The sequence below is a fragment of the Gilliamella sp. CG25 genome (genome assembly GCF_046635705.1).
Lineage (GTDB): Bacteria > Pseudomonadota > Gammaproteobacteria > Enterobacterales > Orbaceae > Gilliamella > Gilliamella apicola_I.
This window is the reverse complement of sequence record NZ_JBIDFJ010000004.1, coordinates 158,381-179,826: the sequence shown is the minus strand read 5'-3', so window position 1 is coordinate 179,826 and position 21,446 is coordinate 158,381. Positions and strand designations below refer to the sequence as shown.

Below are 21,446 nucleotides of genomic sequence, written 5' to 3'. Positions count from 1 at the left end.
ATGTTTGAGCAATTACTTGAACCACGATATTTGTGGTGGTTGTGGGACGGTTTTTTAGTGACGCTTGCGATTTCGTTATTAACCATAATATTGTCAACTGTGCTGGGTTTTTTGTTAGTCATTGCTCAACAAAGCCATATCAAAATCATAAAAGGTTTGGTGACATTCTATAATGCAATTTTTCGTTATTCGCCTTTACTGCCTCAACTGTTTTTTTGGTATTTTGGTGTCGGTAATTTATTACCTATTGAATTTAAAGTGTGGTTATTTGATGAACCCCAAATTAACCTCTTTTTTTTAACGTTAAAAATGCCTTCTTTTGAGTTTATTATTGGTTTGATTGCTTTAACGTTTTATTCCAGTGCTTTTATTGCTGAAGAGTTTCGGGCTGGTATTTTAGGTGTGTCAAAGGGACAACAACAAGCGTCTTTAGCGTTGGGGTTAACGTGGTGGCAAACTATGCGGTTTATCATTTTACCACAAAGTGTGCGAATCGCTTTTCCGCCATTAATTGGGCAATATATGAATATTATCAAAAATTCATCATTAACCATGGCTATCGGCGTGCTTGAACTTTCTTATGTTTCTCGGCAAGTCGAAACGGAATCCTTAAAGACGTTTCAAGATTTTGCTATTGCAACCTTGTTATATATTTTAGCCATTGTAATAGTAGGAACGTTTGGCAATATTTATCAAGCAAGTCGGTTGCAAATAAGTAAAGGTTAGTCAGTTATGGATCTTATGGGATTTGCTGTTATTTGGAATAATCTGGGTTACCTGATGTGGGGTAACTTTCCTGGTGGCATGTTTTTAACGTTATTAATGAGTGTTGTTGCAATTGTTTTTTCAACTATTTTAGGCATAGTAGCCGGTGTTGGTTTAACCGTGCTAAAAGGGGGAGTGCGTCAGTTACTCATCACGCTTCTTGCTTTTTTGCGAGCAATTCCAGTCATTATGTTAATTTTTTGGACTTATTTTCTATTACCCGTGATTTTTAATGTCGATGTACCGGCTATTGCTACCGTGATCTTTGCTTTATCATTAATTGGAGCAGCTTATATTGGGCATTCTGTTCATGCCGGTATGAATGCAGTTGGTAAAGATCAGTGGCAAGCGGCTTATTCATTGGGGCTGAATAAAGCGCAAGTGATTATCGCAATTATTTTACCACAAGCATTAAAGATGATGTTGCCGTCGTTTATTAATCAGTGGGTTTCACTCGTTAAAGATACTTCTTTGGCCTACATTGTTGGTGTTGCCGAGTTTACCTTTGTGGCAACACAAATTAATAATCGTAGTATGGTTTATCCGACTGAGATTTTTTTATTTGTCATTCTGGTTTATTTTTTCATTTGTTGGTTGCTTGATATTACGGTTTCATTTTTGGCAAGATGTTGGTTGCATTATGGCATCGACCACAAATAAACATGTCTAACTTTTCAGTATGTAAATTAAACCCGTATAACGATAAGTCACTCATGTAAAATAGATTAAAGGGGTTATTAAGGTTTTTTTAAGGTTAATAGGTTACATTTTTGATATGAATAATTCAGTCTGTTCAACTTTTCATGTGGTATGATATTAATACTAAACTCTTTTTATTGATTAATGCTTCTGATCAAGCATCAAAATCTTTTATCTATTTTGCAATCTTTTGTGCTAATTATTTAATGTTTTTTCCAATTATCATGTTAGCTGGCTATTGGTTTTTGAAGCCCGATTATCGACAATCGATTGTTAAAATTATGGTTAGTTTAGTGTTAGCGCTATTGATTTCTTTTGTGATACGTCATCTATTTTATTCGCCTCGCCCTTTTGCGCTTGATGTTGGAACCCATTATCTGTATCACGAAACCAATAGTTCGTTGCCAAGCCAACATGCTGTTTTTGTATGGACACTGTTTTTTTCGATTTTTTTCAATACAAAGCAGCAAGTTAAAAAATTATATTATTGCTGTTTTATTGTTGCGTTATTGGTTTGTTGGAGCCGAATTTATTTAGGTATTCATTGGCCTTTAGATATTATTATCAGTTTTATTGTCAGTCTTTTATCGGCTTATTTTGTGTCTAAATCTTGGGTTGCTTTTCTTAAATGATTGAGTGTATTTATCGTTAATTCAATAAAGTTGAGTCAATAAATCCAGTAATTGAATTTTTTCGATATCACTATTTTTACGTTAATTAAGGAACATTTAATATGAATGTCCAATCGACAATAGGATAACATTTAATGAAAATACTTATTGTTGAAGATGATAGCCTTCTTCAAAAAGGACTCTATGATGGCATTACTTCTAACGGTTATGTGTGTGAAGTGGCATCTAATGGTAAACAAGCTGAGCAGTTTATTCAATTTGGTCAATTTAGTCTGATAATATTGGATCTGGGGTTACCTGATTGTGACGGTTTAGATTTGCTAACGCGTTGGCGTAAAAAACAGATAGATACCCCAGTGCTTATTTTAACCGCTCGAGATACCATTGAAGATCGAGTTGAAGGATTAGATCATGGTGCCGATGATTATCTTATTAAACCTTTTGCTTTAACTGAACTTTTAGCCAGAGTGAGAGCCTTAATTCGCCGTAATCAAGGCACTGCTGATAATCTTATTTGCTTTGGTTCAATTACCATTGATATTAAGCAACAAATTGTCACTCAACATCAGCGTGAAGTAACATTGACGCCTAAAGAGTTTATTGTACTTTCTCGACTGATGTTAAAAGCCGGCGAAAAAGTACACCGTGATTTATTGCAAAATGATCTATATGATTGGCAAAGTGATCCAAGTTCTAATGTGCTTGAGGTTTATATTCATGGATTACGAACTAAATTAGGTAAAAGTTTAATCAAAACTGTACGGGGCTATGGTTATCAACTCAATAGCGACCATTAAATTGTTATTTTTCTTTATTGAATGAAAAACATGATGATCTTTAAATCGTTAAATAATATTCGTCAAAGTATTCGTTGGAATCTTTTTTTCACTTTGGGGGCGATTATGCTCATTTGCCAGATCATTACGGTGTTATGGTTATGGCATGAAAGTAAAGAACAGATAGATGTATTGGTAAATTTGACCTTAAGTCAAAACAAAATTGATGAAGTGGTTGAACATGAAGAACTAGAAGCTATTTTTGCCTTATTTTGTTCTGCTTTTTCAATGATGTTAGTCACTCTATTACTTGCGTATAAAGCCATTAAATGGATTACAAAACCCTTAGAAGTGTTAGAAAAAGATTTAAATGAACGAACCGAAGATAATCTGAGTCCTATTGATCCAATTAGTAATAAGCGAGAAATTAAATCCATTACCACTGTTTTGAATAAGTTGTTTGTCCGATTAAGTAGTACACTTGCTCAAGAGCGTCTTTTTACGGCTGATGTTGCGCATGAAATGCGAACACCATTAGCCGGTATCCGTTTGCATTTAGAATTATTAGAAACAACACATCATATCGATTGTCATGAATTAATTGATCGTATTGATCGTTTAGTTAATACCGTCGAACAGTTATTAATGCTTGCCAGAGCTAGTCAAAAATTTACTGTTGGACACTATCAAAAAATTAATTTTCATGATGATATTATGTTGCCGCTTTTTGAAGAGTTATCCGAGCAAGCATTCCATAAGCAACAAGCGATTCAATGGAACATACCTGATAAAAAACTGATGTTTGAAGGAGATACCACTTTAATTAGATTATTGATTCGAAATTTGGTTGAAAATAGTAGTCGTTATAGTCCACCCAATACCAAAATTGTCGTTAATTGTTTTAAAGATGCCGAAGGCATTATTATTAATGTCGTCGATGAAGGTAGCGGTATTGATGAGTCTAAAAGCGAAAAATTAACTCAAGCCTTTTTCCGTATGGATCGAAAACATGATGGAATAGGGCTTGGATTAAGTATTGTGAATCGTATTTCAAAGTTGCATCATGGATCGTTCACTTTAGAAAATCGTCATGATCATCATCAAGGGACCGTTGCTCAGCTACGTCTTACTGATTTACCTCATCAATTAAATTAGCCACCAGTGGATTATGCCAATTATCTTTGATGATTGATTTTAAAAAACGTTGCCATGTGCGCTCAATCTTCGATTTAGCAAAATAGGGGATATAGTTGGCAACCGGAATAAAGGTCGAATTACCAATATTATCTATAATGACAAGCCGATTTTTTTGTTCTGAAAGATGTTGAAATAATATATTTTTGCTTTTAATGGTCATCGTAATGATACGATTGTCAAGCAATGTCGACTTTAATGCTTTTAACAAAACAATTAATTCATCATAGTATTGTTGTGTTAATTGTTGGTCAGCAAGATATGTTTCGAGTGGTGTAGCGGTTTTGCCATCATAATTACGAATTAATTCGAAAAGATGACCTTCACCAAAATTTGTTTGCACAGGGCCATAATATTTGGCTAACGCATCCCACGAGATATTGCGTTTAATAAGATGTTTGTAATAGGCAATTTCGCGGTTAGTTTCTTGTTCTGCCCCATCATTATAGTTGACTTTAATACATTGATCGGGATTAGTCGGATGGTGATAGCACTTCCTATGTAAGCCTTTACTTATATAATCTTTATCGGTAAGTTGAATTATCTGAGTCATCTAATATAATATGATTGAGTAAAATTAGTTTTAAGTTTAACAGCAAGCGTTTTTACTTGCTATAATTTTTTATGACAAAACCTAGCACTTTTACTATATTTCTGTATAATATTGCAACCCACGTTACAACAGTGTTCTTCCCAACACTGTTTTCGGTTGTCAAGGTTAATATAACAACTCGAAGGGGTTAGTTACTTAATCATTGCAATCAAAAAGTGTAAATAAATCGTTTGATTTATTAACGTGAGATTAATTAAAAATTGGATAAATACGAATGAGTACTTTTTCAGCTAAACCAGAAACAGTTAAACGCGACTGGTATGTTGTTGATGCAGCAGGTAAAACGTTAGGTCGTTTAGCTACTGAGATCGCAAGCCGTTTGCGTGGTAAACATAAAGCAGAATATACACCACATGTAGATACAGGTGATTATATTATCGTTATCAATGCAGAAAAAGTTGCTGTAACAGGCAAAAAACGCACTGATAAGATCTATTATCGTCATACTGGTTACATCGGTGGACTTAAAGAAGCGACTTTTAAAGAAATGATTGAACGTCATCCTGAACAAGTCATCGAGATTGCTGTAAAAGGCATGTTACCGAAAGGTCCTCTTGGTCGTGCAATGTACCGTAAACTTAAAGTTTATGCTGGTAGCGAGCACAATCATGCGGCACAACAACCGCAAGTATTAGATATTTAAGGGGATAGAAGATGGCTGATAATCAATATTACGGTACTGGTCGCCGCAAAAGTTCTGCTGCTCGTGTGTTTATTAAACCAGGTAGTGGAAATATCGTTATTAACAAACGTTCATTAGAGCAATACTTTGGTCGTGATACAGCTCGTATGGTTGTGATGCAACCTTTAGAGTTAGTTGAAATGACTGACAAACTTGATCTTTACATCACTGTTAAAGGTGGCGGTATTTCAGGTCAAGCGGGTGCGATTCGTCACGGTATTACTCGTGCATTAATGGAATATGATGAAACTTTACGCTCTTCATTACGTCAAGCGGGCTTTGTTACTCGTGATGCACGTCAAGTTGAACGTAAAAAAGTGGGTCTACGCAAAGCTCGTCGTCGTCCACAATTCAGCAAACGTTAATTGCAGACGTTACAAAATTATTTCAAAAGCCCAGCATTGTCTGGGTTTTTTTTATGACTAAAATTTATCACACTTCCAATTACCAAAGTCTTTTTTTCATTTCATTGAATTATTTAATTGTGAGCCAACTGTTATTGATAAATTGTATCGGTTTTAATTGACTTAAACATGGTAAATTGTCAAAGTTTTTCACAATTAAAACGATTATTTGAAGAAAGATGATAAGAAAATTAATTTTTTTTAACAATTTTGTTATCCAATTTGCTAGAATAGAAACTCTCTAAACCTATTTTAAATTTTGCATATTTGGAGTGAACATGGTTGTTGCTGTTAATAAACGTTCTGTAATGACATTATTTTGTGATACAACAGATATCTATGGTCATCAGATCCGATTTGTGTTGGCAGAAAAAGGTGTGACTGCTGAAATTGAGTTTGTAACTGCTGATAATTTACCTCAGGAGTTACTGGATCTTAATCCTTATGGTTCAATTCCAACGTTGATTGATCGCGATTTAACACTGTATGAGCCTCATATAGCGTTAGAATATCTCGATGAACGTTTCCTTCATCCACCATTAATGCCTGTTTATCCGATTGTGCGTGCTAATTCTCGATTAACGATGTATCGCATTAAAAGAGAATGGTACAGTGCTTATGAAACCATTATCGCCGACCCAAATAGTGATGCCGCTAAAGTCGCACGTAAAAATCTTCTTGATGATTTAGTCTCAATTTCTGTCATGTTTAAAGAAAAAGACTTTTTTATGAGTGATGATTTTACGCTATGCGATTGTTATTTCGCACCTCTACTATGGCGATTGCCAATACTTGGTATAGAATTACCTAAAGTTGCGGAAAAAAATTATTTAGCCTACATGGCAAGAATTTTTGAACGTCCAGCTTTTATCAGTTCATTAACTGAAGATGAGAGAAAAATTAGAGTATAATAATTTATCTGCTCTAATTTATTATGTGATTTTAGAAGGTAATCTAAATGGATCCAAACCAAATGACTGCTCGACGCCCTTACTTATTTAGGGCGTTTTATGATTGGATTGTTGATAATGAACTTACTCCTTATATCGTGGTAAATGCTTCGGTATTCGGTGTTCTTGTACCGCAAGAGTTTGTGAAAGATAATCAGATCGTGTTAAATATTGCGCCACATTCCGTTGCGCAATATAGGGCAACAAATGAAAAAATTGAATTTAATGCGCGATTTTCGGGTGTGCCACAACATATTGTTGTGCCGATGTCAGCCGTAGAAGCCATTTATGCTCGTGAAAATGGCGTGGGCATGGGATTTGAAGACGAACCCGAATATAAACAGCAACGCGAAACCGATATTCAGCAATCTGATAAAGTCGAGAAAAAATCAACAAACCCATTCCGAGTAGTGAAGTAATAATTTAACCCAAAAACTTGATGATAAATTTAGTTGAACAGTTGGTTAACTATAGAAAGTGATGATCAACTGTTTATTCCCACCTAATAGTGTATATTTATTTCATTAATCGGGATATGATATAGCAAATTAAATCATATTCCCGTTTAAATTCATGAGTAATGAAATTGAGTTAAAATTCCAGATAAATAATTGTGACATTGCTGATCTACAATCTTTTTTAAACCAATGGGCAAGTAGTGATGAGCTTGAGTTTTCGAGCTTATCGAACAATCAGCGTACATTTTCAACCTTATCTTTGTGTAACTGTTACTATGACACAGCGGATAATTATTTGCGAAATCATCATTGTGGATTAAGACTTAGAGTAACTGAAAGCAACGAAAGTAAACAGTACGAAATGACGTTAAAACGTGATAGTCATGCTATCGCCGGTTTGCATGAACGCGCTGAATATAATGTTGATTTAAGTTGTCCACAACTCGATTTATCTCTATTTCCTGTAGGCGTATTTCCTAACAATTGTGACATCGAAAAGTTACAGAAAAATTTACAACCACTTTTTACTACTAACTTTACCCGTCAAGTGTGGTTAATCTCGTTTGCGAATAGCGAAATTGAAGTTGCTTTAGATTTAGGCAAAATAACCTCAAATGGTAAATTTAAACCAATACAAGAAGTTGAACTCGAAATAAAACAAGGCAATAAACAAGATTTGATTAACTTTGCGATTGAATTAAGTCGTTTTAACTTACATCTTTTTTCGCAGAGTAAGGCCTCAAGAGGTTACCGTTTATTATTAAATAAACCTGTTACTTCTGAACTCTTTTCTGCACAAATTGAACAAGATTTACCAAATTTACTCAACTTTTGGCAACAAAATGAAGAATATGCTTTAGAAAATAATGATTTCATTTATTATAAACAGTTACTTATTCAAATAAACGAAGTATTAATAAACCTAAATCTTCAAATTGAGCCAGATTTTGAGCAGTGGCAAATGGCGATACAACGTATTGACTCGATTGCAAAGTTTGCTTATAGCGAGGTAAACACAAAACTCAAACTTAAACTAATTTCTGAAATAAATGGAATATAGGTATAACAATGAAATTGGACAGGACTTTTTTTAAACTACCACTATTATTAGTTTTATTTTATTGGTTATTTAATATTTTATATATCATAGTCTATGTTACTGGATTTGATGATTATCCTTTATTGTCAGATATGACAAATAATCAATTTATTCGGTATGTAACTAGGCAAGTCGTAATCAACTTCTTCTTCCAAATACCTTGTTCGATTGTTTTATTTGTTGTTTCCATCGTATTATTTAATAAATACTCCATTCATCAAGTCAATTCGAGAAATATTATTAATACTTTACTTGTTGCTATTTTATTTGCCTCAATGGAGGTTGCAGGACGATCGCTTTTCTACAGTGATATCTTTTTATGGGTTAGATCTAAACTTAATTATTCAAATTCTGTTATCTCTTCTTCGTCTCTAACTTATGAATTGATTAATTTTGTTAACATATTAATTAGTTATATTTTTATAACACTGTGGACTTATCTTAGTATCAAATTGTTGAATAAAAATTTTATTCGCAGCAATGACGTATTAACTCAATCTGAAAGTCAGCGGTTACATTTTGGGTTATTTATTTCGCTTTATAATTGTTATTTTAGCACGTTGTTATTTCCTCTAATTTTTTTCGGTTATTATCATAGTTTAACAAGTTCAATTATTAATCTAACAATTTTAGTTCTATTTTTATTCATGACTAATTTGATAGGCTATTTTTTGTTGAGAAAATGTTTTACAGGCGTAACAGAAATTTTAAACCTGAAAAAACTTATATTTAGTTCGCTATGTATATTTATTTTCAATTGTATCTTGGTTGCAATAATTTTTTGGGTATCTGTTTTTCTGTATGAATATTTACAAGCATTCTATAGATTCTCCAATAACTTTTTATTGTGTTATACATGGATAACGATAGCAATGGTGTTTATTTTAAGTTCGATACTGGTTAGAATTATGACTAAACTGTTATTTGATTCAAAAAAATAACATTAATATCACGCCATAATACAAGTTGTTATAGATGTATTGGTGAAAATGAGTTTTAAAGTAATATATAGATTATGTTTTCGGTTATAGTAAATGGCGTTGATGCAATGATCTAACAAATCAAACCCGATAATACCTTGTGTGAGACAGAAAAATGCCCCAATCTAATCTTTTTAAAGATCAAAAGCAAAGCGTTATCAATCAGCTTCAACATTGCGATCCAGTACTGGTACAAGCAAACCTTGATATTTTAGTGCAAAGTAATTTTCTTGTTGAGGCATTTTCTCGTTTTCCACATTGGCTTGCTGATTTTGTACAAAACCCACCACTGGCAGATGAAAGACAATATTATCAATCTTGGTTGAATGAACAGTTAGTTTCAGTCATAGATGAAGCCTCGTTAATGAAAATATTAAGGCAATTTCGCCATAAAATGCTAATTCGTCTGGCATGGTCTCAATTAATAAAGGCAAGCAGTGATGAACAGATTTTGTTACAACTCAGTGAATTGGCAGAAATAATTGTTGTAACGGCTCGTGATTGGCTCTATTCATTAAGTTGTCAAGAATGGGGAACGCCAAGCAATATGCAAGGTAAACCCCAACCGTTATTGATTTTAGGTATGGGTAAATTGGGTGGTGGCGAGCTAAACTTTTCGTCTGATATTGATTTGATTTTCACTTATCCAGAACATGGACAGACACAAGGCGGACGTCGAGAATTAGATAATGCGGTTTTTTTTACGCGTTTAGGACAACGTTTAATTAAAACGCTTGATCAGATTACTGAAGATGGATTTGTTTACCGTGTTGATATGCGTTTACGCCCTTTAGGGGATGGTGGTCCATTGGTTCTTAGCTTTTCTTCTATGGAAGATTATTATCAAGAACAAGGTCGAGATTGGGAACGTTATGCAATGGTGAAAGCAAAGGTATTAGGTGATCAGCATGATACTTATACCCAAGAACTCTATCAAATGCTTAAACCTTTTATTTATCGCCGTTATATCGATTTTAGTGTTTTACAATCACTGCGAAACATGAAAAGTATGATTGAACGTGAAGTCCGTCGTCGTGGCTTAAAAAACAATATTAAACTTGGCGCTGGCGGCATTCGGGAAATTGAGTTTATCGTTCAAGTCTTTCAACTTATTCGAGGTGGTCGAGTGGTTGGATTGCAGACACGTTCGTTATTAAGTGCTTTGCAGGTTATTGAACAAGAATCATTACTGAAACTCAGTGAAGTGATTTTACTTCGAGAAAATTATCTTTTTTTACGTCGTTGTGAAAACCTTTTACAAGCGATTAATGATGAGCAAACCCAAACTTTGCCAGACAATGAACTAGATCAAATGCGTTTAGCAATTAGTATGGGGTTTGACAATTGGGAAAATTTTGAACAAGACTTGGCAAAAAGAATGTTGATCAACCGTGAAATATTCAATGAATTAATCGGTGATGAACAGTCCGAATCCATCCAGTCTAAACAATATAATGATAAGTTTGATGATTTATGGGTACCAGACTTAGAATTAAGTGATGTCAAAGCGGTATTACCTAACTATTCTGATCAAACGGCAACCCAGCTTTGTCAATTGTTGTTACAATTTCGCAATGATATTGGTAAACGGACAATAGGTGTGCGTGGGCGAGAAATCCTCGATCAACTTATGCCGAGATTATTAGAAATACTCTGCAATGAAAAAAATGCCTTAATTGTGTTAGCAAGAATTTTTCCTTTGTTAGTCAATATTGTTAGCCGTACCACCTATTTAGAATTATTACTTGAATATCCTACCGCATTGAAGCAGTTAATTCGGTTGTGTAGTGCTTCTCCAATGATTAGTGATCAGTTGGCACATTATCCGATCTTGTTAGATGAACTGATCGATATTCATTCACTTTATCAAACGGTTGCCCCTAATGAATATAAAAGTGAACTTTATCAATATTTGCTTCGCATTCAAGTTGATGATGAAGAACAACAACTTGAAGCGCTACGCCAGTTCAAGCAAATGCAATTATTGCATATTGCCGCAGCCGATGTTGCGCATGTTTTAACCACCATGAAAGTCAGTGATCATTTAACGTTTGTGGCCGAAGCTCTCCTTGATTTTGTTGTTCAAATGGCATGGAATCAAATGATAGCTCGATATGGCAAGCCAGAACATCTTACTGATGATCATAAAGGTTTAGTGGTTATTGCTTATGGTAAATTGGGCGGTTGGGAGCTGGGTTATGGGTCGGATTTAGATTTAGTTTTTTTACATGACTGCCCTGTTAACAGTATGACTACGGGTGAAAAACAGATAGATAGTCGTCAATTCTATCTTCGCTTAGTTCAGCGTATAATCCATTTATTCAATGTACGTACCAGTTTTGGTATTTTGTATGAAGTTGACATTCGTTTACGTCCGCAAGGGGAAGCGGGTTTATTAGCTTGTAGTTTAGCTGCTTTTGAGGACTATCAAATGCATGAAGCATGGACTTGGGAGCATCAAGCATTAGTCCGCGCCAGAGCCATTTATGGCGAAGTTGAACTTATTGAGCATTTTAAACAAATCCGACATAAAGTACTTTGTAAAGTACGTGATGAACATCAATTAAAAACCGAAGTTAGAGAAATGCGTGAAAAAATGCGTACTCATTTGGGGTCAACTCAACCAGATTTATTTAATTTAAAAATTGATCAGGGTGGAATAGGGGATATTGAATTTTTATCACAGTATCTTGTGCTTAATTACGCACATCATTATCCTAAAATGACAACTTGGAGCGATAATGTTCGGATATTAGAATTAGCCGCTAATTATCAGATTATGGAACAGGATGAAGCCCAAAAGCTCACTCAAGCTTATATAGATATGCGTAACGAAATTCATCAATTATCATTACAACTATTACCCAGCACGGTTGATAACTCCTGTTTTGTTGAGGAAAAACAAATCGTCAATCAGAGTTGGTCTAAATGGTTAATAAATTGAAAAATATTAATGTTGATAATCAATTTAAACTTTATCGATAGAATAATCGATTGAATGTTATCAGTGAGTTAACGCTATTAAAATTGACGAAAAAATGATGTTTTAGATTTGTTATCCCACTAAAGTGTTGAGTGGGATAATTTTACAAAATAGCGATAATATAAAGATTTATTTAACTTCTTTCCATAAGATCATGTCTTGATCTTCAAGGTCGGATGCATCAAATCCAATCGGTTGGGGCATATCTTCGTGATCAAATGCTATATCTCCTCCATCAATTACGTGATCCCCCTTTTTAATTCCTTTGAAATCAAAAAGTGAAGTATCACAAAGATGCGATAAGGTGATATTTTGGGTTGCACGGAACATGGTTTCAATGCGTCCGGGATATTTTTTATCCCATTCATTAAGCATCTCTTTAATCACTTGACGTTGTAAATTGGGCTGTGAACCACAAAGGTTACAAGGAATTATTGGGAATTGCTTAATTTCAGCATATTTTGCAATGTCTTTTTCTTTGCAATACGCAAGCGGACGAATAATGATATGTTCACCTGAATCATTCATTAATTTGGGTGGCATTGCTTTTAGTTTACCGCCGTAGAACATATTTAAAAACAAGGTTTCTAAAATATCGTCACGATGATGACCTAAGGCAATTTTTGTGGCGCCCAGTTCGGTTGCGGTGCGATATAAAATTCCACGGCGCAGACGTGAACAAAGCGAACAAGTTGTTTTACCTTCTGGTATTTTTTCTTTGACAATTCCATAGGTATTTTCTTGAACTATTTTATATTCAATGCCTAATGACTCAAGGTATTGCGGTAATACATGCTCAGGAAATCCCGGTTGCTTTTGATCTAAATTAACGGCAATAAGATCAAAATTAATAGGCGCACTGATCTTTAAATTTAATAAAATATCAAGCAAGGTATAACTATCTTTACCGCCTGATAAACAGACCATAATACGATCGCCTTTTTCGATCATATTAAAATCAGCGATCGCTTCACCAGTAAGGCGACGCAATCGTTTATGGAGTTTGTTTTGATTATAGGTTTTCATGACAAATTAATACGTTATTCTGATCGTCCCATATAACGACGTTCGGCGATATGAATTTTGACCTTTTCATTGTTATCAATATATTCTGGAACTTGAATAACAAGTCCTGTTGATAATGTAGCTGGTTTAGTGCGAGCACTTGCTGATGCCCCTTTGATACTTGGTGAGGTCTCAATAATTTCTAGATCAACCGTTTGTGGTAATTCCAATGCAACGACTTCGCCATCAGCCATGAGTACTTGAATGCCGTTCATGCCACCTTCTGGAATAAAAAGAAGTTCTTCTTCAATTTGTGCTTTTTTGAAAATAAATGGCGTATAGTCTTCATTGTCCATAAAGACATATTCATCACCATCGATATAGGAAAAGCTGACTGGACGTCGAAAAAGTTCAATGGTTTCGATAATATCGTCACCTTTAAATCGCTCTTCAACTTTACCGCCTGTCTTGACATCGGTAAAACGCATTTTATAGAGTGTACTTGCACCACGGGCACTTGGACTTTGAACATCAATGTCTTTAACCAGTAATAATTTACCATTATAAGTGACGGCATCGCCACGTTTTATTTCATTTGCTTTTGCCATAATAGTTTCTTTGTAAGGTTTTAAAATTGAATTTAAAATTTAGCTCGCTATTTTACCGCTATCTTGCTATTGTCACCATCAAAATTTATCGATGTTCCTTAAATTAAAGGAATCTTATGACAGAATTGGTTAAATGTCGTCAAAATTGTGGGGCCTGCTGTATTGCACCTTCGATCTCGTCCATTATTCCCGGAATGCCCAATGGCAAGCCTGCCGGCGTGCCCTGTATCCATTTAGATAGTCGTTTTCAATGTCAACTCTTTGGACAATCTTCCAGACCAAGGGTTTGTTGTCGATTAAAGCCGTGTATGGAAATGTGTGGCAATGATCGTGAACAAGCTTTGGATTATTTAACTCAATTAGAACAGGTCACTAGCGCCTAAATATTGCTAATATTTAACAAACTTGCGCTATTATTAGAATTATTTATCTCGTGTTGTTTTTTTTTTGATACACTTCACCGCATTTCATTATTTAATGATAAATATACACAATAATTAAGATAAATAGTGTTTTCTATCAATTTGTTAAAATAACCGATTGGAAACTGAAGTTTTCTTAATTACCTTTACTCTCTTTAAAAGAAGATTTTTGTTATGAAAAATAAATTAAAACGGGATTTAAAGGCTCGCCATTTAGCCATGATTGCAATCGGTGGTTCAATTGGGACAGGGCTTTTTGTTGCATCCGGTGCGACAGTTGCACAGGCAGGGCCTGGCGGTGCTTTGCTTTCCTATGCCATTATTGGTGTAATGGTGTACTTTTTAATGACCAGCCTTGGTGAACTTGCAGCATATTTACCTGTATCTGGGACATTTGCGACTTATGGCGCGCGTTATGTTGACGAGGCGTTCGGATTTGCGATTGGTTGGAATTATTGGTACAACTGGGCAATTACCGTCGCGGTCGATCTGGTTGCTGCGCAGTTGGTGATTTCGTATTGGTTTGATGCCGGAGCGTATAGTTGGCTTTGGAGTTTGCTATTCTTAAGCATTATCTTCTGTTTAAATTATATTTCTGTCAAAGGTTTTGGCGAAGCTGAGTTCTGGTTCTCATTAATTAAAGTTGTGACTGTTATCATTTTTATTGCAGTTGGCTTATTAATGATTGTCGGTATTTTACGTGGGAGTGAAAGCACTGGTTGGCAAAATTGGACTGTTGGTGATGCGCCTTTTGTTGGTGGCTTTTCTTCGATGATTGGTGTTGCTATGGTGGTTGGTTTTTCATTCCAAGGCACAGAACTCATTGGTATTGCAGCCGGTGAATCAAAAGATCCTGAAAAAAATATTCCTAAAGCCATGAAACAAGTTTTTTGGCGTATTTTGCTATTTTATATTTTTGCAATTTTAGTCATCAGTTTAATTATTCCTTATACCGATCCTAATTTACTTCGTAATGAGGAGACCGATATTAGTGTCAGCCCATTTACATTAGTATTCCAACATGCGGGCTTATTATCGGCAGCAGCCATAATGAATGCGGTTATTTTAACGTCAGTCTTATCCGCAGGTAATTCTGGTCTATATGCCTCGACACGTATGCTATATGCCTTAGCAAAAGAAGGAAAAGCACCTAAAATCTTTTCAAGATTATCTTCAACGGGTGTGCCTCGATTTGCATTATTAGCCACAACATTTGTTGCTATGTTATGTTTTTTAACATCAATGTATAAAGATCAAGAAGTTTATTTATGGCTTCTTAATATGTCGGGGATGACCGGATTTATTGCTTGGCTTGGGATTGCGATTAGTCATTATCGATTCAGAAAAGGATATATGGCTCAAGGTTTTGATGTGAATAAATTACCTTATCGTTCAAGTTGTTTCCCTTTTGGCCCTATATTTGCTTTTGTACTTTGTCTCACCATCACCCTTGGGCAAAACTATGAAGCATTTTTACAAGATACCATTGATTGGAATGGTGTAATAGCGACTTATGTCGGTATCCCATTATTCTTTATTATTTATTTGGGTTATAAGATTGTGAAGAAAACTAAATGGGTGAAATACGAAGATATGGATTTTTCTCAAACGGATTAGTTTGAGAAAGTTGATAACATTTTTTCTCTTCCGTCGACATTTATGTCGACGGAATTTTATTAAAAAAGAGAAAAATAACCCATAAGGTTAGTTAATTTTTAAATAACAAGTTTGATAACGATATTAGCGACTACGGAAGATGATACGTGCTTTAGAAAGATCGTAAGGCGTCATTTCAACAGTAACTTTATCGCCAGTTAAAATACGAATATAGTTTTTTCGCATTTTGCCAGAAATATGTGCAGTAACGACATGACCATTTTCAAGTTCAACACGAAACATCGTGTTAGGAAGAGTATCAAGTATGGTACCTTGCATTTCAATGTTATCTTCTTTTGCCATTGGGGCCTCTTAATAATAAAAACAAATTAACTATACACAACTCGTTTATGATATCCCTTTTATTTTTGAGGGAAAGAAAAGTCAACTTTGGATGCTTTTCTTAAATGACTAGTTCAGTATTTTATCATAAGATAAAATGACAGTGTGTATAAACATAAAAAAGCTCAACTTACAACATATAAGTATCGCCGCAAAATAATGCCGAAAAAACTCCCAGAAGTAAAGTCATTTCTAAATTTTCTTTGTCTGGTAAAGACCTTGTTGGTGGATATATTGCCAAACTTTTAGTGGTAATAGACCTTCACAACTTTGTTGATTCTTAATTTTTTGCCTGATTTGGGTTGCTGAAATATTTTCTAAAGGTGTATTAGAAAAATAGATACATCCTTGAGCAGAATCATGCAAATGTTTTATATTAGTCGTACGATTTTTATCAATCCATTGTTGAAATTCAACGTTATCAGTTCTTGCGGCATAATTTGGTCGCTGACAAATAATCAAATGGCAATAATCGAGTAATGATTGCCATTTATACCAAGTGGGCAAATTCAGTAATGAATCTTGACCCATAATGAATGCAAGTGATGCGGTTTTCCCGTTTTCATGACGCCATTGCTTTAAAGTATCGATGGTATAAGAAGGTCGATTTACAGTGCTAGGAACAACTTCACGGGTGTCAACGGTAAACAAAGGTAAATCTTCAATGGCTAATGCTAACATTGCCAGACGCTGTTGTGTGGTTGCATCTGGTTGCGCTTTATGTGGTGGTATTTTATTGGGTAATAAAACTATCTGTGTCAAACCCACTTCTTGCGCTAATGAAATTGCAGTGCGTAGATGACCATAATGAATAGGATCGAACGTGCCACCAAATAAAGCGGTTAGCATTGATTTAATCCCATAAATTGCATCATCAAACTGGTTAAATTGTCCCAAATTTGCAATTGGCTATCGTGCTTTAAACCGATCTCAATATCGGTCAATTTTGCCAAAGTGGTAAATAAATTTTTGATATCACAACGCGTTAAATAGGCGGTATATAAAGCTCTTTTGTTTTGCCATATTTTATATTCATCAAACGCTTGTTTAAGCGATTTTTTTTCTGAAGATTTTTTTAAATTAATAAGTAGAATTAGCTCTCGTTGAAAAATTCGTATTAAAATCAGTGGTTCCAAATCATTCATTTTTAGTTGGTGTAATATATGTGTTGCACGTTTAGATTTATTGGCAACCATGGCATCAATCCAATGATAAGGCGTAAATACAGCCGAATCATTAATGTTATTTTCAACTTGATCATAACTAATGGTATGATTTGGATATAGTAATTTTAATTGTTCAATAATTTGTGTTAATGCGAGTAAATTACCTTCATAATAATAACAAAGTAGCTCAATCGCTTGTGGTTCGATGCTTATTTGTCTGTGCTGAAGATGACTTTTTATCCAATGAGGTAATTGTAAGGTATCGGGCGTGACGCAATTAACGACAACAAGTTTATCGTTTAACGCTTTATACCATGTTGCGTTTTCTTGGGTTTTAGTGATTTTGTTTAAACTGATTATTAGCGCAATTTCAGGGGTTAAAACGTCACTTAGTGTATTAAGCTTTGTTATTAAGGCTGTATTTAATGCATTATCACCAAAATCAAGAAAGATAAGCGTGTTATTCGAAAATAGATTTAATGCCTGACAACTGTCATAAATTGTTGACCAATCGGTTTGATTGTCTATCGTATATGTCAGTTGCTCATTGAATCCTTTCTGTTTAAAAGTATGACGCAATTGAGTTTGTGCATAATGTTGCAAATAGGGATCACTTCCTACTAATAAATAATAGGGTGATCCTAGGTGATTAGTAATTTGATCAGCATTGATTTTAATCATAACAACGTTATTTTTTGGCATCTACAGATTTTAATTTACCTATAATCTGTTTTGCTGCTTGCCTATACATTTCGTCTTCGATTAAATTTTGCTCTGCTGTTTTAGATAATGGCGTTGACGGATTATCAAAGAATGTACGGAATATCCGTACATTAATTGGATATATTTGCTTACCATTGATTACGGCTTGAGCATGGACGGTTAAAACTAATTGATATTCAGCAGCTTTACCGTCTTGATAAATCGATATGGTATTACGATCAATATTTTCATTGGTGATATTCAGTGTCGGATATTTGCCTGAAGCATCATCATTGACTAGTGTGATATGATTATCATGCAAGAGTTCTTTAACATATCTTGATAATTTACCGTAAGGATCATAACTTACGTAAGACATGGTTTTAAATCGTGCAGGTATCTCTGTTTCATTTTGCAAATGAAATCCACACCCTGTCAGTGATATTGCCATTAGCATGATTAAGACGATATATTTTTTCATAAGTATTACCACCAATTTTCGTTATTAACAATATTAACCAACAACCAAATTCAATAATTTACCTGGTACATAAATGACTTTACGAATAGTCACATCTGCCAAATATTTTTGTATATTAGGTTCTTGTTTAGCTTGTTCTACAACAAAATCTTGCTCAGCATTAGCAGGTACAGTGAATTTGCCCCGTACTTTACCATTAATTTGTACTACGATGAGTTTTTCATCTTCAATCATCGCTGATTCATCAGCAATCGGCCATGTTGCATCATCGATTGATTCACTATGTCCTAATGCTTGCCACATAATAAAACAGACATGCGGAATCATTGGATAAAGTAAACGAACAATCGCGTTTAAAGCTTCGTTCATTAATGCATAATCTTGATCGTTCTCTAAAGGTGCTTTTTGTAGACGATTCATAAACTCCATGACAGCAGCAATTGCCGTATTAAATGTTTGTCGACGTCCAATATCATCACTGACTTTGGCAATGGTTTTATGAAGTTCACGACGCAATGTTTTTTGTTCAGCATTCAATTGTGTCACATCTAATTTGACACTTTTACCTTGCTGCGCATATTCATACACTAAACGCCAAACACGTTTAATAAAACGGTTAGCCCCTTCAACACCTGATTCTTGCCATTCAAGCGTCATATCAGCAGGCGAGGCAAACATCATAAATAATCGAACTGTGTCAGCACCATATTTTTCAACCATTTCCTGTGGATCGATGCCGTTATTTTTCGATTTCGACATTTTAGTCATACCTGCATGCACAAGTTCATTGCCTTTGCTGTCGATTGCTTTACAAATGCGACCTTTTTCATCACGTTCAATGGTGACTTCGGTCGGTGATACCCAAATGCGTTCGTTTGTTGGACTGGTATAATAAAATGCATCAGCAAGTACCATACCTTGACAAAGTAATCGTTTAGCTGGTTCATCAGAACTGACTAAGCCAAAATCACGCATTAATTTATGGAAGAATCTAAAATAAAGTAAATGCATAATGGCATGTTCAATACCACCAACGTACTGATCGACAGGTAACCAGTAATTCGCTGCTTTTTCATCTAACATGCCCTTGTCATAGTGCGGACAAGTATAACGTGCGTAATACCATGATGATTCCATAAAGGTATCAAAGGTATCGGTTTCACGAAGTGCCGCTTGACCATTAACAGTCGTTTTTGCCCAATTTGGATCGGCTTTAATTGGACTGGTTATTCCATTCATTTCGACGTCTTCAGGTAAAATAACCGGTAATTGGTCTTCTGGCGTCGGAATGGTGGTTCCATCTTCAAGGGTGACCATTGGAATTGGTGCGCCCCAATAACGTTGACGGGAAACACCCCAATCACGCAAGCGATAATTGACTTTACGCTCACCAATACCCAATGCAGTCAATTTGTCGGCGATCGCATTGAATGCTTGCTCAAAATTAAGTCCATCAAATTCACCCGAGTTAAATAGCTTACCATGTTCTGTATAAGCATTTTCAGACAGGTCAGGAGCTTGCCCATCTTGATTTAAGATAACTGGTTTAATTGGCAGATTATATTTTGATGCAAACTCATAATCTCGCTCATCATGTCCCGGTACTGCCATCACAGCACCAGTGCCATATTCAATTAAGACAAAGTTGGCAATCCATACCGGCACTTTATTACCCGTTAACGGGTGAATAGCATAAAATCCAGTAGCGATGCCTTTTTTCTCCATTGTTGCCATATCGGCTTCTGCCGTTTTGGTATTTTTGCATTCTGCAATAAATTCAGCAATTTTCGGATTATTTTTCGCTGCTAATTGTGCTAGTGGGTGCTCAGCGGCAACTGAGACAAAACTTACGCCCATTAAGGTATCAGGGCGGGTTGTATAAACACGCAATTTATCATTGTAGTTTTCTACAGCAAAATCAAATTCGACCCCTTCAGAACGACCAATCCAGTTTCGTTGCATTGTTTTAACTTGTTCTGGCCAATCTTCAAGCGTATCTAAATCATTGAGTAGCTCTTCGGCATAGTCAGTAATTTTGATAAACCATTGTGGGATCTCTTTACGCTCGACGGGGGTATTACAGCGCCAACAGCAACCTTCAACGACTTGTTCGTTCGCCAGTACAGTTTGATCGTTAGGGCACCAGTTAACTGCTGAAGTCTTTTTGTAAACTAAACCTTTTTCATAAAGTTTAGTAAAAAACCATTGTTCCCATTTGTAGTATTCTGGTCGGCAAGTGGTGACTTCACGATCCCAATCATAACCAAAACCTAATAATTGTAATTGCTTTTTCATGTAAGCAATATTTTCGTAAGTCCATTTTGCTGGTGCGGTATTGTTTTTTACTGCCGCCCCCTCAGCGGGTAAACCGAAAGCATCCCAACCTATTGGTTGTAATACATTTTTACCATTTAGACGTTGATAACGTGAGATCGTATCACCGATTGTATAATTACGGACATGACCAAGATGCAAACGACCTGAAGGATAAGGAAGCATTGACAAGCAGTAATACTTCTCTTTAGATGCATCTTCAGTAACGTGAAATGTTTTGTTCTCTAGCCAATGTTGTTGAACTTTGGCTTCAATCTCATCTGGGCGATATTGTTCTTGCATGACGAATTAATGTCCTATCTATTATTGCTAATAAAAAATAATTTGCTAATTGTATTGGTTATTGGCACGTTTTACAAACGATATATGAAACAAGGAGAATGATTTGATACCAATATTTATAAGAATTAAAATCAATAGAGTTAACAAAATAAAAGAAATAAATCTTTGCTTCTCAATATATTTAAAAAAACTTAAGATATATTTCTAAAAAAT

At 35.1% G+C, this 21,446-nt stretch carries 21 protein-coding genes; 13 read left to right on the top strand and 8 right to left on the bottom strand.

Annotated features, from left to right (window positions below; all coding sequences use genetic code 11):
• The 5 genes from ACGH6P_RS05000 to pmrB all read left to right on the top strand — a co-directional run bounded on the left by ACGH6P_RS05000 (window position 1) and on the right by pmrB (window position 4,027).
• Window positions 1-726, top strand: coding sequence for an amino acid ABC transporter permease (locus tag ACGH6P_RS05000; RefSeq protein ID WP_267352449.1), 726 nt, complete (start codon window positions 1-3; stop codon window positions 724-726).
• 15 nt (window positions 727-741) lie between these two features.
• Window positions 742-1,425 carry an amino acid ABC transporter permease gene (locus ACGH6P_RS04995; RefSeq protein ID WP_411596868.1) on the top strand — a complete coding sequence of 228 codons (684 nt, stop codon included), beginning with the start codon at window positions 742-744 and terminating at the stop codon, window positions 1,423-1,425.
• A 143-nt stretch (window positions 1,426-1,568) separates the two neighbouring features.
• Window positions 1,569-2,096: an undecaprenyl-diphosphatase gene (locus ACGH6P_RS04990; RefSeq protein ID WP_267352451.1), complete on the top strand. Its 528-nt coding sequence runs from the start codon at window positions 1,569-1,571 to the stop codon at window positions 2,094-2,096.
• A gap of 134 nt (window positions 2,097-2,230) precedes the next feature.
• Window positions 2,231-2,893: a two-component system response regulator PmrA gene (gene pmrA, locus ACGH6P_RS04985; protein WP_267360152.1), complete on the top strand. Its 663-nt coding sequence runs from the start codon at window positions 2,231-2,233 to the stop codon at window positions 2,891-2,893.
• Window positions 2,894-2,923: 30 nt separating this feature from the next.
• Window positions 2,924-4,027, top strand: a complete 1,104-nt coding sequence (gene pmrB, locus ACGH6P_RS04980; RefSeq protein ID WP_411596867.1) for a two-component system sensor histidine kinase PmrB — start codon at window positions 2,924-2,926, stop codon at window positions 4,025-4,027.
• Here the strand turns inward: pmrB and ACGH6P_RS04975 are convergent.
• Window positions 3,999-4,619, bottom strand: a complete 621-nt coding sequence (locus tag ACGH6P_RS04975; RefSeq protein ID WP_267380756.1) for a YrbL family protein — start codon at window positions 4,617-4,619, stop codon at window positions 3,999-4,001. The genes pmrB and ACGH6P_RS04975 overlap by 29 nt on opposite strands.
• A 274-nt stretch (window positions 4,620-4,893) precedes the next feature.
• Here ACGH6P_RS04975 and rplM point away from each other — a divergent pair, with 274 nt between their 5' ends.
• The 6 genes from rplM to glnE all read left to right on the top strand — a co-directional run bounded on the left by rplM (window position 4,894) and on the right by glnE (window position 12,196).
• Entirely contained in the window at window positions 4,894-5,322 is a 429-nt protein-coding gene (gene rplM, locus ACGH6P_RS04970) for a 50S ribosomal protein L13 (protein ID WP_034901369.1), read from the top strand.
• A gap of 11 nt (window positions 5,323-5,333) precedes the next feature.
• Window positions 5,334-5,726 carry a 30S ribosomal protein S9 gene (gene rpsI / locus ACGH6P_RS04965; protein WP_034901366.1) on the top strand — a complete coding sequence of 131 codons (393 nt, stop codon included), beginning with the start codon at window positions 5,334-5,336 and terminating at the stop codon, window positions 5,724-5,726.
• Window positions 5,727-6,043: 317 nt separating this feature from the next.
• Window positions 6,044-6,676, top strand: coding sequence for a glutathione S-transferase N-terminal domain-containing protein (locus tag ACGH6P_RS04960; RefSeq protein ID WP_411596866.1), 633 nt, complete (start codon window positions 6,044-6,046; stop codon window positions 6,674-6,676).
• Window positions 6,677-6,723: 47 nt separating this feature from the next.
• Window positions 6,724-7,134 (top strand): ClpXP protease specificity-enhancing factor, encoded by a 411-nt coding sequence (locus ACGH6P_RS04955; protein ID WP_411596865.1) that lies wholly within the window; start codon window positions 6,724-6,726, stop codon window positions 7,132-7,134.
• Window positions 7,135-7,288: 154 nt separating this feature from the next.
• Complete coding sequence (locus ACGH6P_RS04950; RefSeq protein WP_411596864.1) at window positions 7,289-8,233, top strand: inorganic triphosphatase; 945 nt, start codon at window positions 7,289-7,291, stop codon at window positions 8,231-8,233.
• Between the two features lie 1,134 nt (window positions 8,234-9,367).
• A complete protein-coding gene (glnE, locus tag ACGH6P_RS04945) occupies window positions 9,368-12,196 on the top strand; it encodes a bifunctional [glutamate--ammonia ligase]-adenylyl-L-tyrosine phosphorylase/[glutamate--ammonia-ligase] adenylyltransferase (protein ID WP_411596863.1) in 2,829 nt (942 codons plus the stop codon).
• Between the two features lie 168 nt (window positions 12,197-12,364).
• Here glnE and ttcA read toward each other — a convergent pair whose 3' ends face one another.
• Together ttcA and yeiP are read right to left on the bottom strand one after the other, a co-directional pair.
• Window positions 12,365-13,261: a tRNA 2-thiocytidine(32) synthetase TtcA gene (gene ttcA / locus ACGH6P_RS04940; RefSeq protein ID WP_411596862.1), complete on the bottom strand. Its 897-nt coding sequence runs from the start codon at window positions 13,259-13,261 to the stop codon at window positions 12,365-12,367.
• Window positions 13,262-13,275: 14 nt separating this feature from the next.
• Window positions 13,276-13,848 carry an elongation factor P-like protein YeiP gene (yeiP, locus tag ACGH6P_RS04935; RefSeq protein WP_220216846.1) on the bottom strand — a complete coding sequence of 191 codons (573 nt, stop codon included), beginning with the start codon at window positions 13,846-13,848 and terminating at the stop codon, window positions 13,276-13,278.
• A gap of 116 nt (window positions 13,849-13,964) precedes the next feature.
• Between yeiP and ACGH6P_RS04930 the strand changes: the two genes are divergently transcribed.
• Together ACGH6P_RS04930 and ACGH6P_RS04925 are read left to right on the top strand one after the other, a co-directional pair.
• The gene (locus ACGH6P_RS04930; RefSeq protein WP_065559301.1) at window positions 13,965-14,231 is read left to right on the top strand and encodes a YkgJ family cysteine cluster protein; all 267 of its coding nucleotides are present in this window, start codon (window positions 13,965-13,967) and stop codon (window positions 14,229-14,231) included.
• A gap of 213 nt (window positions 14,232-14,444) precedes the next feature.
• On the top strand, window positions 14,445-15,887 hold the full coding sequence (locus tag ACGH6P_RS04925; RefSeq protein ID WP_267360167.1) for an amino acid permease: 1,443 nt from the start codon (window positions 14,445-14,447) through the stop codon (window positions 15,885-15,887).
• A 123-nt stretch (window positions 15,888-16,010) separates the two neighbouring features.
• Here the strand turns inward: ACGH6P_RS04925 and infA are convergent, their stop codons facing one another.
• The 5 genes from infA to leuS form a co-directional block, all read right to left on the bottom strand.
• The gene (gene infA, locus ACGH6P_RS04920; protein WP_025315083.1) at window positions 16,011-16,229 is read right to left on the bottom strand and encodes a translation initiation factor IF-1; all 219 of its coding nucleotides are present in this window, start codon (window positions 16,227-16,229) and stop codon (window positions 16,011-16,013) included.
• Between the two features lie 231 nt (window positions 16,230-16,460).
• Window positions 16,461-17,117, bottom strand: coding sequence for a nicotinate-nucleotide adenylyltransferase (nadD, locus tag ACGH6P_RS04915; RefSeq protein ID WP_411596861.1), 657 nt, complete (start codon window positions 17,115-17,117; stop codon window positions 16,461-16,463).
• Window positions 17,111-18,115: a DNA polymerase III subunit delta gene (holA, locus tag ACGH6P_RS04910; protein ID WP_411596860.1), complete on the bottom strand. Its 1,005-nt coding sequence runs from the start codon at window positions 18,113-18,115 to the stop codon at window positions 17,111-17,113. The genes nadD and holA overlap by 7 nt, the downstream gene beginning before the upstream one ends.
• Before the next feature lie 7 nt (window positions 18,116-18,122).
• Window positions 18,123-18,617 carry an LPS assembly lipoprotein LptE gene (lptE, locus tag ACGH6P_RS04905; protein ID WP_267352465.1) on the bottom strand — a complete coding sequence of 165 codons (495 nt, stop codon included), beginning with the start codon at window positions 18,615-18,617 and terminating at the stop codon, window positions 18,123-18,125.
• Between the two features lie 33 nt (window positions 18,618-18,650).
• Window positions 18,651-21,233: a leucine--tRNA ligase gene (leuS, locus tag ACGH6P_RS04900; protein ID WP_267380744.1), complete on the bottom strand. Its 2,583-nt coding sequence runs from the start codon at window positions 21,231-21,233 to the stop codon at window positions 18,651-18,653.
• Window positions 21,234-21,446 lie beyond the last annotated feature (213 nt).